Source organism: Paraurantiacibacter namhicola (assembly GCF_001687545.1).
Classification (GTDB): Bacteria; Pseudomonadota; Alphaproteobacteria; order Sphingomonadales; family Sphingomonadaceae; genus Paraurantiacibacter; species Paraurantiacibacter namhicola.
Genome location: NZ_CP016545.1, coordinates 1778652 through 1791779, shown reverse-complemented (window position 1 = coordinate 1791779; position 13128 = coordinate 1778652). Strand labels below are relative to the sequence as shown.

The following is a 13128-nucleotide window of genomic DNA, read 5'->3' as shown; positions in this document are numbered from 1 at the left end:
CATGAACGATACTGCCGTCCTTCCGGTTGAGGAAACGATGCGCCACGAATTGGCGCTGGGCGACGCTGTGATTGCGAGCTGCGGGCCGATCCTGCAACATTTGCTCGCCAATGACGAAAACGGCCTGTTCGGGGACGAGGTTATCGCCCGCGTCCGCGGCATGATGACGCGCATCGCCCGCGACATGCTGTTTGCGCAGGCCGACGCCGCCGGAGTGCCAGATGCCGGCCATTTCGCCCAGAAACGGCAGGAGCCGCTGCTCCACGCACTGCTGTGCGAAGTGCCGCTGCTTTCCCACGCGCAATCGCTGGTGGTGGAGGCGCAGGTCGCCTCCCGCCTGCAGAAGCGCAGCAATATCGACGGGGTCCTCTCCCCGCTGCTCCAGGAACTGGTCGCATCGTCCGACCCGGCGATGGCCAGCGCAGCGATGGGCGTGCTGAGCGCGCAGGCGCGGTTCTCGCAAGGGGTAGAGCGCATGGCGCTACCTATTGCCGAATTGCCGGGCGACCTTCTCCACCGCGCGCTGCTCGTCATGCGCAATGTGGCGGAAGACGAGGGCGAGCCCGAAGAGCCCGTCGAAAAGGCGGAACGCGCGCTGCGCGATGCCTATGACGAAAGCGCCAGCCGCCTTGGCCAGATCTCGCGCCTGCTCAGCCGCATGGGTGACAAGGCCGTAAAGGCTCTCGATATCGACCATGCCGGTGTGGCGATCTTCGCCAGCGCCCTGGCCATGGCATCGGGCCAGCAGCGTGACCTCGCCGTGCTGTCCTTCACCGATCGCCAGTTCGCCCGCCTTGCGCTGGCGCTGCGCGCATCCGGCCTGAACCCGCGCGATGTGGAGGAGCAATTCCTTTACCTGCACCCGCAGATCACCATGCCTGACGGTTTCGACACCATGTCCGCCGACCGCGCCGCATCCCTGCTTGCGGAAGAGCCGGAGCCCGATTTCGGCTGACCCTTCCCATGAGCGCAACCGTACCCTTCCTGGCACAGGCCCGCACCGACGGGCAGGACCGGCTCGTCGAGGCAGACGAGCCGCTCGCCGGGCTGCAATTGCGCAACGGCGGGGAGCTGCCGGGCCGTATCGCGACGCCGGCCCTGCTGGAGCTGGTCCGCAAGTGCCGCCGTTACGGCATGAAGCTGGCCCGCGCGATCGAGGCGCGTGATTCCGAGGAGCGGATCACGGCCTGGGTCGAAGTGGAACCTGACGAGGCGGGCGATGGCTGTACCATCGGCCTTGCCAACTGGCGTACATTCCCGCTGCCCAAGGAAGACCAGGAACTGGCCGAAGAACGCCGTATCGCCATCGAGCGGCAGGTGGCCGAGTTCGGCGCGCGGCTCGGCCCTGACCAGGAAGTCCAGGCCGTCACGCTGGAAAGCGAAGGGCTCGCTCCGCTGGCAGAAGCCATGCGAGGCGGGCGAGGTCGCCCATGGACGGATTTTGTGGATCTGCCGGGATTCGAGCAGGAACAACCCATGCACTGGCGCCTGCTGGATGGCGCCGCTGTCAGCATTCCGGGCTCGAGCCGAGAGTGGAAGGCTGTGCTCGTCCCTCTGGGCCGCGCAAAGCCGGGCAGCCAGGGCTTCGAGCTGTTCTTCAGCTCCGTCCGTGCGCCGGAGGACAGGTCATCGGCCAAACGCGCGAGCAAACCGCGCGGCTTCAACGCAGCCATCGGCAAGGATATCGCCCCAGTGCTGCGCCAGCCCATCGCGCGCATCATCGCCAATGCGGAGACGATCCGTACCCAGCTGGCCGGTCCGCTGGCCGACGAATACAGCAATTACGCCGCCGACATCGCGCAGGCGGGCGAGCATTTGTTGGCCCTGCTGGAGGACCTGTCCACGCTGGAGATCGTCGAAGCAGACGAATTTTCGACCGCACCGGACGAGATCGACCTGGCCGACGTGGCGCGGCGCGCCGCCGGCATCCTGTCAGTCCGTGCGCGCGATAGTGGCATTACGATAGACGCGCCCAAACAGGACGAGTCCGTAGCCGCAGTGGGCGAATTCCGCCGTGTCCTACAGATCCTGCTTAACCTGCTCGGCAATGCGCTTCGCTATGCGCCCGAGGAATCGCAAGTGTGGCTCCGTGCAGAGCAGGACGGCAAGATCGCCCGCATCACCGTGGCCGACCAGGGTGAGGGACTGGACGAGGACCAGCAGGAAAAGGTGTTCGAGAAGTTCGAGCGGCTTGGTCGCTCCGGCGATGGAGGCTCGGGCCTTGGCCTTTACATCTCGCGCAGGCTGGCCCGGGCAATGGGCGGAGACCTGACAGTCGAAAGCGCGAAAGGGCAGGGTGCCCGCTTCACGCTTTCATTGCCTGTCGAAGCGAGCTGAGAAGCCCGCCAATCTGTCGTCAGCGCCGGCCGATCCGCCGGCCGAGGATCACCACCAGCAGGCCTGCCACCATGATGATGGCGCCATTGGTCACCCATGTCTCGTTTGCGAGCATGAAGCTTTCGGCCGGCCACATGATGATGCCCAGGCCCTGCAGCATGAAAAACCCACCGAAAACGGCAACGGTGGCTCCGATTATGACGAGTAGCTTGCCCATGTCGCCCTCTTACCTCTGGTCCAGCGGCACGTAGTCGCGCTGCGTGGGACCGGTGTAGAGCTGGCGCGGACGGCCGATGACCTGGCCGGGATCGGAGATCATCTCGTTCCACTGCGCAACCCAGCCCACGGTGCGGGCGAGCGCAAACAGCGCGGTGAACATGGTGGTCGGGAAGCCGATGGCCGACAGGATAATGCCGGAATAGAAGTCCACATTGGGGAACAGCTTCTTCTCGCGGAAATAATCGTCGTTCAGGGCGATTTCTTCCAGCTGCAGGGCCGTTTCGAACACCGGGTCCTTCACGTTCAGCGCCTCGAACACTTCGCGCACCGTCTTCTGCATCACCGCCGCGCGGGGATCGTAATTCTTGTACACGCGGTGGCCGAAACCCATCAGGCGGAACGGGTCGTTCTTGTCCTTCGCGCGCTCGATGTAATGTGGGATGCGGTCCGGCGTGCCGATTTCGCGCAGCATGTTCAGCGCTGCCTCGTTCGCGCCGCCATGGGCCGGGCCCCAAAGGCAGGCGATGCCGGCCGAGATACAGGCGAAGGGGTTTGCGCCCGAAGAACCGGCCAGTCGCACCGTGGAGGTGGAAGCGTTCTGCTCGTGATCGGCGTGCAGGATGAAGATCTTGTCCATCGCGCTCTCGACCTCGGGGATGACCTCGTATTCCTCGGCCGGAACGCCGAAGGTCATGCGCAGGAAATTGCCCGTGTAGCTGAGCGAATTGTCCGGATAGAGGAAGGGTTGGCCGACCGAATACTTGTAAGCCATCGCCGCAATCGTGGGCATCTTGGCGATCAGGCGGTGGCTGGAAATCTTCCGGTGTTCGGGATCGGAAATGTCCGTGCTGTCATGGTAGAATGCCGAAAGCGCGCCCACGACACCGCACATGATGGCCATCGGGTGCGCATCGCGGCGGAAACCCTGGTAGAACTGGCGCATTTGGTCATGCAGCATGGTGTGCCGCGTGATGGTGTAAGTGAAATCGTCCAGCTCGTCCGAGCTCGGCAGTTCGCCGTTCAGCAGCAGGTAGCTGACTTCCATGAAGCTGGATTTCTCGGCCAGCTGGCCGATGGGATAGCCGCGGTGAAGCAGGACGCCTTCCTGGCCGTCGATATAGGTCAGCGCGCTTTCGCAGCTGGCCGTGGACTTGTAGCCCGGATCGTAGGTGAACTTGCCGGTCGTGCCGTACATCTTGCGGATATCGACCACGTCGGGGCCGCAGGTGCCTTCCAGCACCGGGAAATCGTGGCTCTCGCCGCCAAGCTCTAGTTTCGCCTGTTTGTCAGCCACCTGGCTTCTCCTGTTAACGTCTTGTCTGTTGCCGGGCCTGTTCAGCCGTTCGCTTGATCGTCGATCCGGGCGAGGCTTTCTTCTTTCCCAAGAAGCACCAGCACATCGAATATCCCGGGCGAGGTTGTCGTCCCGGTCAGTGCCGCACGAAGCGGCTGCGCAAGCTTGCCGAGGCCAAGCCCCAGCTCTTCCGCATATGCCTTCAGACTGGCTTCCAAAGCGTCTGTCGTCCAGTCGCTTATCCCGCGCAGCCGCGAAGAGATTTTTGCCAGCATCGCGCGGGCATCGTCACCGAGTAAACCAGCGGCCTTCTCGGTAAGTTCCAGCGGACGCTGCGTGAAGAGGAATGCTGCCCCTTCGGCCAGTTCCTTGATGTCGCGCGCCCGGGTCTTCAGCACAGGCATGGCTTCGGCAAGTAGCGTCTCGTCTACCTTGCCGCCCATTTCCTGTGCGGCCAGCGTGGCCAGACGCACATCGTCGGCCTCGCGAATGTAATTGCCGTTCATGTTCAGCAGCTTCTTCATGTCGAAGCGGCTCGGGCTCTTGCCGACACCGGCGAGGTCGAAAGCGGCAATCGCTTCCTCGCGGCTGAATTCTTCCTGGTCGCCGTGGCCCCAGCCAAGGCGCAGCAGGTAATTGCACATGGCCTCGGGCAGGATGCCCAGCTCGTCGCGGTAAGCTTCCACGCCGGTTGCGCCATGGCGCTTGGAGAGCTTGGCGCCGTCATTGCCGTGGATCAGCGGGACATGGGCATAGACGGGCTGCTCCCAACCGTCCTCGATCCCCTGCATGGCATGGATGATCGGCAGCTGGCGGAAGGCGTTGTTGAGGTGATCGTCGCCGCGGATGATGTGCGTGCAGCCCATGTCGATATCGTCGACCACCACGGCGAGCATGTAAGTCGGCGTGCCATCGGCGCGAAGCAGGATATAATCGTCGATTTCGGCATTCTTCACCGCGACGCGCCCCTGCACGGCGTCCTCGATAACGGTCTCGCCTTCGGTCGCGGTCTTCAGGCGCACGGTGAAGGGCGTGCCGCCGGGCGCTTCGGACGGGTCGCGATCGCGCCAGCGGCCATCGTAGCGCATCGGCTGCTTGTTGGCCCGCTGCTCTGCGCGCATCTGCTCCAGCTCTTCGGGCGTTGCGAAGCACTTGTAAGCATGGCCTGCTTCGAGCAGCTTCAGCGCCACTTCGCGGTGCCGGTCCGCCCGCTGCGACTGGTAGATCGGGTCCGCATCATATTCGAGGCCAAGCCAGGACAGGCCATCCAGGATCGCGTCGATCGCATCCTGCGTGCTGCGCTTGCGGTCCGTATCCTCGATCCGCAGCAGCGCCTTGCCGCCGTGATGCTTTGCGAACAGCCAGTTGAACAGCGCCGTACGCGCGCCGCCGATATGCAGGAAACCGGTGGGCGATGGTGCAAAACGGGTGACGACCTGGCGGTCAGAGCCGAAATTGCCGTCGCTGCCGCTTGCCATTGGGCTGTCTTTCCTATCCAATCGATTTGATGGCCACGCGCGTGCCACCACTGGTGCCCATGGGGGAGGGCGATGGCGATGTTGCGTTGCAGCACACGCCTTGGCGAATGCGCGCGGCTTTGTCCAGCATCGCGGACACGCTTGAAGGCGCCCTGGGCCGTGCAGGCTTCGACAAGGGCCCTTGGCTGGTGGTGGCTTTTGCTGCGGGCATCGCATCGTGGTTCACGCTTCCGGGGCCGGCGAGCTGGATTGCCAGCATGGCCGCGGCGGGATTTCTCGTGCTGGGCGCGCTGGCCGCATGGCGTGGGCGGGAGGATCGCGATGCGCTGCTGCGGGCCTGCATGGCGGTGGGGCTGGTGTTTGCGATCGGGCTGGCATTGGCGTGGGCGCGCTCGGCCACGGTCGGCCAGCCTGCGTTGGAGAGGCCTGTATTCGGCACGTTCGAGGGCACGGTGCTGGAGCGTATCGAGCAACCCTCGCAGGAACGGGTCAGGCTGGTCATGGCCACACGCTCGCCAGAGGACGGCTCGGCCATCAAGGTGCGGGTCAACGTGCCGTTGGAGAACGACCGGGCAGACCTGACGGAAGGCGCAGTGGTCCGCCTTCGCGCTCGCCTGATGCCGCCAGCAGCGCCCATGCTGCCAGGAGGATACGATTTTGCGCGCACCGCCTGGTTCCAGGGGTATGCCGCCACCGGCAGCGCTTTGGGCGAGGTCGAGGTGCTGGAGGGCGCCGAGAGGGGCTCGCTTATCGGCAGCCTGCAAAGGCGCCTGTCGGGGCATGTCCGGGACAATCTGGGCGGATCGGCGGGATCCATCGCGGCGGCCTTTGCCAGCGGGGACCGCGGCGCCATTTCGTCGGTAGACGAGGAGGCGATGCGGGACGCGGGGCTGACGCACCTGCTTTCGATCAGCGGACTGCATGTCAGCGCGGTGATTGCGGCGGCTTACATGCTGGCAATCCGGTTGCTGGCGCTCTGGCCTTGGTTGGTCCTGCGTGTCAGGCTGCCGGTGCTGGCCGCCGGGATCGCGGCCCTGGCGGGGATTGGATATACCCTGCTGACCGGCGCGCAGGTGCCCACGGTGCGAAGCTGCGTGGGCGCGGTGCTGGTGCTTATCGCCCTTGCACTGGGGCGAGAGCCGCTGAGCCTGCGCATGGTAGCCGTGGCGGCGGCCTTCGTGCTGCTGCTGTGGCCGGAGACGCTGGTCGGGCCCAGCTTCCAGATGAGCTTTTCCGCCGTGATAGCCATCGTCGCCTTGCACAACAGCGCGCCCGTCCGTGCCTTCCTGAGGCCGCGCGAAGAGGGTTGGCTGCGGAGGACGGGGCGGGGCGCTTTCATGCTTCTGGTGACTGGGATGGTGATCGAGATAGCCTTGATGCCGATCGTCCTGTTCCACTTCCACCGGGCAGGCGTTTACGGGGCGCTGGCCAATGTCGTTGCCATCCCGCTGGTGACATTCCTGTCCATGCCGCTGATCGCGCTGGCGCTGTTCCTGGACCTGTTCGGGCTGGGCGCACCGGCGTGGTGGCTTGCAGGGCAGACGCTCGACCTGCTGCTGGGCATAGCGCACACGGTTTCGGCGCAGCCGGGCGCGGTCAAGCTGATGCCGCATATGGGCAATGCCGCCTTCGCGCTGTTCGTGGCGGGAGGATTGTGGCTGGCGCTCTGGCGAGGGAGGGCGAGACTGCTGGGCTTTGTGCCCGCGGCAGTCGCCACCGCGATGATGATTGCGACGCCCGTTCCGGACCTGCTGGTTTCAGGCGACGGGCGGCATGTCGGTATCACCGGGGAGGACGAGCGGCTGCTGGTGCTCCGGGACAGCCGGTCAAGCTATGCGCGCGGCAATCTGATGGAGCTTGCGGGCGTGCAGGGCGAAGCCGTGCCGCTGGCAGACTGGCCCGGTGCGCGGTGCAGCCCGGACTTCTGCGTGATCGGCGTAGAGCGAGACGGTCGCACCTGGCAGGTCCTGATCAGCCGGAGTCGTGAACTGATTGCCGAGCGAGACCTTGCCGCGGCCTGCGAACGATCGGACATCGTCATTTCCGAGCGCTGGCTGCCGCGCACATGCGAGCCGCGTGTATTGAAGGCGGATATGCGTATGCTGTCCGAAAGTGGCGGCCTCGCCATCGTGCTGGACGGCGAGGATGCGCGGGTCACCACGGTTGCGCAAAGCCAGGGCGAACATGGCTGGTGGGGCGACCGGGGGCGGCGCTAGGCACAGCGGAGCAAGTCCGGTCCTGCGCCGCCCACAGCCTCAAACTGCGGCGAAATGCCGGATCAGTGGTAGCGGCGGAGCAGCCCTGCGAGCTTGCCCTGAACCTGCACTTCGTTCTGGCTGTAGATCTGCGGCTCATAGCTTGCGTTCGCGGGGTCCAGCACCACCTGCCCGCTGTCGCGGCGCAGGTATTTGAGCGTGGCTTCCTCGCCGCGCACCAGCGCGACCACGATTTCGCCATCGCGCGCGGTGTCGGTCTTGCGGACTAGGGCGAAGTCGCCATCGAAGATGCCGGCCTCGATCATCGAATCGCCTGAAACTTCGAGCGCGTAATGTTCACCTGCGCCCAGCAGGGCGGCGGGGACGGGCAGGCTCTGGTGATCTTCGAAGGCCTCGATCGGCGCACCGGCAGCAATGCGGCCATGCAGAGGGATCTCGACCACGTCGTTGGCGGGAGCCGGAGCCGCCGCCGGAGCCTTGAACTCGACGACATTGTCGTTGCTGGTCGGCGTCTTGCGACCGCCGGCATTCACATCTTCCGGCTCGCGCAGCACTTCGAGTGCACGGGCGCGGTTCGGCAGGCGGCGAATGAAGCCGCGTTCTTCAAGGGCGGAAATCAGGCGGTGGACGCCGGACTTGGATTTCAGGTCCAGCGCTTCCTTCATTTCCTCGAAAGACGGGGAGATTCCGGATTCTTCCAGGCGGCGCTGGATGAACTGGAGCAATTCGTGTTGCTTGGCTGTGAGCATGCCAAGGCCTCCTTGCAGCGGACACGTCAACCCGAGTGGGTCGATTGGTGAACGGACAGGGAACGATTAAGCAACATTCATCAGTGCGTCAAGCGATTCCGCCATTTTCGAGGCAACAGACCTGCACGATGTCGCCAGCCCGTGATGCAGGGCATCCTGCGGGCCGGATGATGAGCGCCTGCGCCGTTGCGAGGGCGCGAAGGGCGCTGCTGTCACGCTCGGCGATAGGTGCGGCTCCAGCCTCGTCCAGCACGGCGCGGTGGAACTCCATCCTCGGCCCGCCTTCCGGCATCGGCGCGGCAAGCGGCATCGCCATTGTCTGCATTCGGGGATCGCTGGCTCCTCCCAGCGCACGCAGGAGCGGCATCACGAACAGGACGGCCGTGACATAGGCGGACACCGGATTACCCGGCAGGCCGACGACAGTCGTCTTGCCCTTGCGCGCCAGCATCAGCGGCTTTCCCGGACGGATCGCTACGCGCCAGAAGTTGACCTCCGCGCCCAAACGCTCCAGCGCCGGTTTCACCAGGTCGTGATCACCCACCGAGGCACCGCCGCTGGTCACGACGACATCGGCATCGCCGGCACGGTCGAGCGCGCCCAGCAGCGCCTCCATGCTGTCCTTGACGGGACCGAGCCGGCTGACCTCGCTCGCATGGCCGCGCACCATTGCTTCCACCATCGCGCCGTTCGAGGCGGGGAGCTGATGCTCGCCAGCGGCTTCCGGGTCGCTGACCAGTTCCTCCCCGCTGTCGATCACGGCGACGGACGGGCGTTTGCCAACCGCCAGCGTGCCATGCCCGGCCGACATGGCGAGCGCGAGCTGGGCCGCGCCAATGCGGGTGCCTGCTTCCAGCACGGTCTCGCCCGAGGCGAAGTCGAAGCCCTCGCGGCGGATGTGGCGCGGCGTTGGCTCGCCTTCCCCGTTCAGCGACAGGGCATCGCCATCGCGGGCTGCGTTCTCCTGCAACAGCACGGCACCAGCCCCTGAAGGCATCAGCGCGCCGGTGGAGATGCGCACCGCCTCGCCATCCACCAGCGAGCCGCCGAAGGGATGGCCGCAGCGACTTTCCCCCACCACGCGCCATGGCCCGGCCAGGCCGCCTGCGCCCATGGCATAGCCGTCCATGGCGGAGAGGTCCGCGGCAGGCTGAGTACGCCGCGCCAGCAGCGGAGCGGCGAGGTAGCGGCCCAGCGCCGCCTCCACCGCAACCTGCTCGCTGCCCAGAGGCGTGACGCCGTCCAGCAGCCTTGCGAGCGCCTCTTCCAGCGACAGCATGCTCATGTCGCGTGCCAGTCCCCGCTCTTGCCGCCGGTCTTCTCCAGCAGGCGGACCTGTTCGATGACCATGCCTTTCTCCAGGGCCTTGGCCATGTCGTAGATAGTCAGCAGGGCCACGCTGGCGGCGACGAGCGCCTCCATCTCCACGCCTGTCTTGCCTGTCAGCGCCGCGCGGGCGGTGACGCGGATCGCGCTTTCGTCGAAGGCGAAGTCCACGCTGACCGTCTCTAGCGCGAGCGGGTGGCAGAGCGGGATCAGCTCGCCCGTGCGCTTGGCGGCCATGATGCCCGCGATGCGCGCGGCGGCCAGCACGTCACCCTTCGGGCCGCTGCCATCGCGCACGGCCTGCAATGTGGCAGTCGACATGGCGATGCGCCCCTCGGCGGTGGCGGAGCGGGCGTTTGCCGTCTTGCCCCCGACATCGACCATGCGGGCCGCGCCCGATTCGTCGAGATGCGTCAGTCTGTTCATCGAAGGGCCTCTGAAGCTGAAAGGTGTTACAGGTGTTACAGTGTCCTGCGTGCAAAATCCGCGAGGATGTTTAGCGCCTGGAAATGGCAGGGGCAGGCATTGGGCGAGGGTTTCATCATCTGGCCGATATGCACGCTGCGCAGCCGGTAGGAAACCGCTTCAGAACAGCCGCGCGCCGTCCGGCACGTCCTTGTCCGGCGTAAACAGCACGACCTCGCCCGCCTCATCCGGGAAGCCGACGGTCAGCACTTCGGATCGCACCGGGCCAATCTGGCGCGGCGGGAAGTTGACCACAGCGGCGACCTTGCGGCCGCGCAGGTCTTCCAGCGCATAATTCGCCACTATCTGCGCGCTGCTCTTCTTCTGGCCGATGCCCGGTCCGAAATCGATCAGCAGCCTGTAGGCAGGCTTGCGGGCCTCGGGAAACTCCTCCGCCTCGACGATGGTGCCGATACGGATGTCGACCTTCAGGAAATCATCGAAGGCAATTTCGCTGGCTGCAGGCGCAGCGGGATCGTGGTGCAGGTGCAAGGCTTATCCTCCAGTCAGGAGCGTTCGGGTCGCGGCCTCGACATCGTCGGCGCGCATCAGGCTTTCGCCCACCAGGAAGGTTCGTACGCCAGCGCGGGCCAGCCGCTGGCAATCGGCGTGCGTGTTGATGCCGCTTTCCCCCACCAGCAGCGCGCCTTCCGGTGCGAGCGGGGCGAGGCGTTCCGTGGTGGCCAGGTCCGTAGTGAAGGTCTTCAAATTGCGGTTGTTCACGCCGACCAGCCGGGATTTGAGCACGTGGGCGCGCTCCATCTCCGCCTCGTCATGCACCTCCACCAGGACATCCATGCCGCGTTCATGGGCAGCCTGTTCGATCGCCGCCATCTGCGCATCCTCCAGCGCGGCGACGATGATCAGGATGGCGTCGGCCCCGATGGCGCGGGCTTCGGCCACCTGCCAGGGATCGACCATGAAGTCCTTGCGCAGCACCGGCAGTTCGCAGCTGGCGCGGGCATCCATCAGGTAATCCTCATGACCCTGGAAATAAGGCGCGTCGGTCAGGACGGAGAGGCAGGCCGCGCCGCCTGCGGCATAATCCATCGCGTGCTTGTGCGGGCGAAAGTCCGCGCGGATCAGGCCCTTGCTGGGAGAGGCTTTCTTGATCTCTGCAATCAGGCCGAAGCCGTCCGCCGAGGCGCGGCGCAATGCCGCCTCGAATCCGCGCGGCGGGCTGGAAAGCTCGGCGGCGCGTGCGTCCAGATCGGCAATGGTCGCGCCCGTCTTGCGCGCGGCGACTTCCTCGCGCTTGGTGGCGCAGATCTCGGCGAGTTTATCCATATTTTCCCAAGGCTAAATGTCCGTTCGGGCTGAGCCTGTCGAAGCCCCCCTTTTTCTTTAAGCGCTGCGCTACAAGGAAGGACGGCCCTTCGACAAGCTCAGGGCGAACGGTTGATGGCAAGCGCGCTATTTTGCCGCCTTTATCCAGCAGTCGAGAATGCCCTTGGCGAGCCCCTTGTCGATGGCTTCGCCCGCTTCCTCCACGCCCTCTTCCCAGCTGTCCACTTCGCCCGCCACGCGCAGGGCAGCGGCGGAATTGAGCAGGACGGCATCGCGATAGGGCCCGGGCGCGCCCATCAGCAGGGCTTCCAGCGCCTTCGCATTGTGTGCTGCATCGCCGCCGCGAATGGCCTCGACCGGCGCGTTTTCGAGCCCAGCCTGCTTTGCGTTGAGGCGCTGCATCTCGAAATCGCGGCCCGTCACTTCGGCCATTTCGTTTCCGGCTGCCAGGCTCAGTTCATCCAGGCCTTCATCGCCAGACACGATCAGCGTGCGTTCGGTCCCCAGCCGCGCCATGGCTCCGGCATAGATCGGCACATAGGCCGGCCGCGCGATGCCGATCAGCTGGCGGCGCACGCGGGCTGGATTGGACAGCGGGCCCATCAGGTTGAAGATGGTGCGGCGGCCCAGTTTCTTGCGGATGGGCTGGATGCGGCGCATCGCCGGGTGGTGGTTGGGCGCGAAGAGGAAGCAGATGCCGATCTCGTTCAGCGTCTTTTCCGCCGTCCGGCCGGCGGCTTCCATGTTGAGGCCCAGCACCTCCAGCGTATCGGCCACGCCCGCCAGCGAGCTGACCGCACGGTTGCCATGCCGCGCCACCGGCACGCCGCACGCGGCCACGACCAGCCCGACAGCGGTGGAGACGTTGAGGGTATGGTGCCCGTCGCCGCCCGTGCCGCACACGTCGATGGCGTTTTCCGGCGCAGCGACCGGGATCAGGCGCGCGCGCAGGGCGCGGGCGGCACCGGCGATCTCGTCGGAAGTCTCGCCGCGATCGGAAAGGCCGGTCAGGAAGTCGGCGATGGCCTCTTCGCTCGTTTCGCCATCCAGGATGCGGCCGAATGTCTCCTCCGCCTCCTCCTCGGTCAGGTGGCGGGCGGTGTCGGGAAGCTGGCTCATGCGGCGATCCGTTTGGGCATGCGCGGGGTCAGCCCGCAGATTTTCAGGAAGTTGGCGAGCAGGGCGTGGCCGTGCTGCGTGGCGATGCTTTCCGGGTGGAACTGCACGCCATGGATGGGCAGGTCGCGGTGCCGGAATCCCATGGCGCAGGTGCCGTCCAGCCCCGGCGTTTCCGACGTGGCGTTGACCACCAGGCAGTCCGGGATGTCCTCGACAATCAGCGAGTGGTAGCGGGTTGCCTCGTAGGGGCTAGGCAGGCCGGCGAAAACGCCGCTGCCGTCATGTTCCACGGGCGAAGTCTTGCCATGCATCAGCCCGCCGCGCACCACGCGCCCGCCAAAGTGCTGCCCGATGGCCTGATGGCCGAGGCACACGCCGAGCAGCGGTGTGGCGCTGTCCGCGCAGGCCGCGACGAGGTCGAGCGAAATGCCCGCCTCGTTCGGCGTACAGGGGCCAGGCGAGATAAGCACGCCCGCCGCGCCCGATGCCATCGCCTCGCTGGCGGAGATCGCATCATTGCGCTCCACCCGCACCTCGGCCCCCAGCTCCATCACGTAATGGACGAGGTTGAAGGTGAAGCTGTCGTAATTGTCGATGACCAATATGGTGCGCGAAGGGATCATGTGGAAGCTCTTGCG

The 13128-nt window shown here is 65.8% G+C and carries 13 protein-coding genes; 3 read left to right on the top strand and 10 right to left on the bottom strand.

The genetic code is table 11. From position 1 onward, the window contains the following. The first annotated feature begins 1 nt into the window (after position 1). Together A6F65_RS08785 and A6F65_RS08780 are read left to right on the top strand one after the other, a co-directional pair. A complete protein-coding gene (locus tag A6F65_RS08785) occupies positions 2 to 955 on the top strand; it encodes a hypothetical protein (RefSeq protein ID WP_067787883.1) in 954 nt (317 codons plus the stop codon). Positions 956 to 963: 8 nt separating this feature from the next. Then, a complete protein-coding gene (locus A6F65_RS08780; protein ID WP_067787881.1) occupies positions 964 to 2337 on the top strand; it encodes a sensor histidine kinase in 1374 nt (457 codons plus the stop codon). Between the two features lie 19 nt (positions 2338 to 2356). Here the strand turns inward: A6F65_RS08780 and A6F65_RS08775 are convergent, their stop codons facing one another. From A6F65_RS08775 to gltX, 3 genes are read right to left on the bottom strand one after another with little or no spacing between them, the layout of a single operon-like run. Further along, complete coding sequence (locus A6F65_RS08775) at positions 2357 to 2554, bottom strand: hypothetical protein (RefSeq protein ID WP_067787878.1); 198 nt, start codon at positions 2552 to 2554, stop codon at positions 2357 to 2359. Positions 2555 to 2563: 9 nt separating this feature from the next. Then, positions 2564 to 3850 (bottom strand): citrate synthase, encoded by a 1287-nt coding sequence (locus A6F65_RS08770; RefSeq protein ID WP_067787875.1) that lies wholly within the window; start codon positions 3848 to 3850, stop codon positions 2564 to 2566. A 41-nt stretch (positions 3851 to 3891) separates the two neighbouring features. Continuing rightward, positions 3892 to 5328: a glutamate--tRNA ligase gene (gltX, locus tag A6F65_RS08765; RefSeq protein ID WP_067787873.1), complete on the bottom strand. Its 1437-nt coding sequence runs from the start codon at positions 5326 to 5328 to the stop codon at positions 3892 to 3894. A gap of 29 nt (positions 5329 to 5357) precedes the next feature. Between gltX and A6F65_RS08760 the strand changes: the two genes are divergently transcribed. Further along, entirely contained in the window at positions 5358 to 7544 is a 2187-nt protein-coding gene (locus A6F65_RS08760) for a ComEC/Rec2 family competence protein (protein WP_067787871.1), read from the top strand. Positions 7545 to 7606: 62 nt separating this feature from the next. Here A6F65_RS08760 and lexA read toward each other — a convergent pair whose 3' ends face one another. The 7 genes from lexA to A6F65_RS08725 form a co-directional block, all read right to left on the bottom strand. Beyond that, positions 7607 to 8293 (bottom strand): transcriptional repressor LexA, encoded by a 687-nt coding sequence (lexA, locus tag A6F65_RS08755; RefSeq protein ID WP_067787869.1) that lies wholly within the window; start codon positions 8291 to 8293, stop codon positions 7607 to 7609. An 88-nt stretch (positions 8294 to 8381) separates the two neighbouring features. Further along, entirely contained in the window at positions 8382 to 9578 is a 1197-nt protein-coding gene (locus A6F65_RS08750) for a molybdopterin molybdotransferase MoeA (protein WP_067787867.1), read from the bottom strand. Next, the gene (moaC, locus tag A6F65_RS08745) at positions 9575 to 10045 is read right to left on the bottom strand and encodes a cyclic pyranopterin monophosphate synthase MoaC (RefSeq protein ID WP_067787865.1); all 471 of its coding nucleotides are present in this window, start codon (positions 10043 to 10045) and stop codon (positions 9575 to 9577) included. The genes A6F65_RS08750 and moaC overlap by 4 nt, the downstream gene beginning before the upstream one ends. Positions 10046 to 10204: 159 nt before the next feature. Beyond that, entirely contained in the window at positions 10205 to 10576 is a 372-nt protein-coding gene (locus A6F65_RS08740) for a tRNA-binding protein (RefSeq protein WP_067787863.1), read from the bottom strand. A gap of 3 nt (positions 10577 to 10579) precedes the next feature. Next, a complete protein-coding gene (gene trpC, locus A6F65_RS08735; RefSeq protein ID WP_067787861.1) occupies positions 10580 to 11371 on the bottom strand; it encodes an indole-3-glycerol phosphate synthase TrpC in 792 nt (263 codons plus the stop codon). A 126-nt stretch (positions 11372 to 11497) separates the two neighbouring features. Further along, positions 11498 to 12490, bottom strand: coding sequence for an anthranilate phosphoribosyltransferase (trpD, locus tag A6F65_RS08730; protein WP_067787859.1), 993 nt, complete (start codon positions 12488 to 12490; stop codon positions 11498 to 11500). Continuing rightward, a complete protein-coding gene (locus tag A6F65_RS08725) occupies positions 12487 to 13113 on the bottom strand; it encodes an anthranilate synthase component II (protein WP_067787856.1) in 627 nt (208 codons plus the stop codon). The genes trpD and A6F65_RS08725 overlap by 4 nt, the downstream gene beginning before the upstream one ends. Positions 13114 to 13128 lie beyond the last annotated feature (15 nt).

Coding starts and splice junctions, on each gene's coding strand:
- A6F65_RS08785 (WP_067787883.1), top strand. CDS start 2: ATGAACGATACTGCCGTCCTTCCGGTTGAGGAAACGATGCGCCACGAA.
- A6F65_RS08780 (WP_067787881.1), top strand. CDS start 964: ATGAGCGCAACCGTACCCTTCCTGGCACAGGCCCGCACCGACGGGCAG.
- A6F65_RS08775 (WP_067787878.1), bottom strand. CDS start 2,554: ATGGGCAAGCTACTCGTCATAATCGGAGCCACCGTTGCCGTTTTCGGT.
- gltX (WP_067787873.1), bottom strand. CDS start 5,328: ATGGCAAGCGGCAGCGACGGCAATTTCGGCTCTGACCGCCAGGTCGTC.
- A6F65_RS08760 (WP_067787871.1), top strand. CDS start 5,358: ATGGCCACGCGCGTGCCACCACTGGTGCCCATGGGGGAGGGCGATGGC.
- lexA (WP_067787869.1), bottom strand. CDS start 8,293: ATGCTCACAGCCAAGCAACACGAATTGCTCCAGTTCATCCAGCGCCGC.
- A6F65_RS08750 (WP_067787867.1), bottom strand. CDS start 9,578: ATGAGCATGCTGTCGCTGGAAGAGGCGCTCGCAAGGCTGCTGGACGGC.
- moaC (WP_067787865.1), bottom strand. CDS start 10,045: ATGAACAGACTGACGCATCTCGACGAATCGGGCGCGGCCCGCATGGTC.
- trpC (WP_067787861.1), bottom strand. CDS start 11,371: ATGGATAAACTCGCCGAGATCTGCGCCACCAAGCGCGAGGAAGTCGCC.
- trpD (WP_067787859.1), bottom strand. CDS start 12,490: ATGAGCCAGCTTCCCGACACCGCCCGCCACCTGACCGAGGAGGAGGCG.
- A6F65_RS08725 (WP_067787856.1), bottom strand. CDS start 13,113: ATGATCCCTTCGCGCACCATATTGGTCATCGACAATTACGACAGCTTC.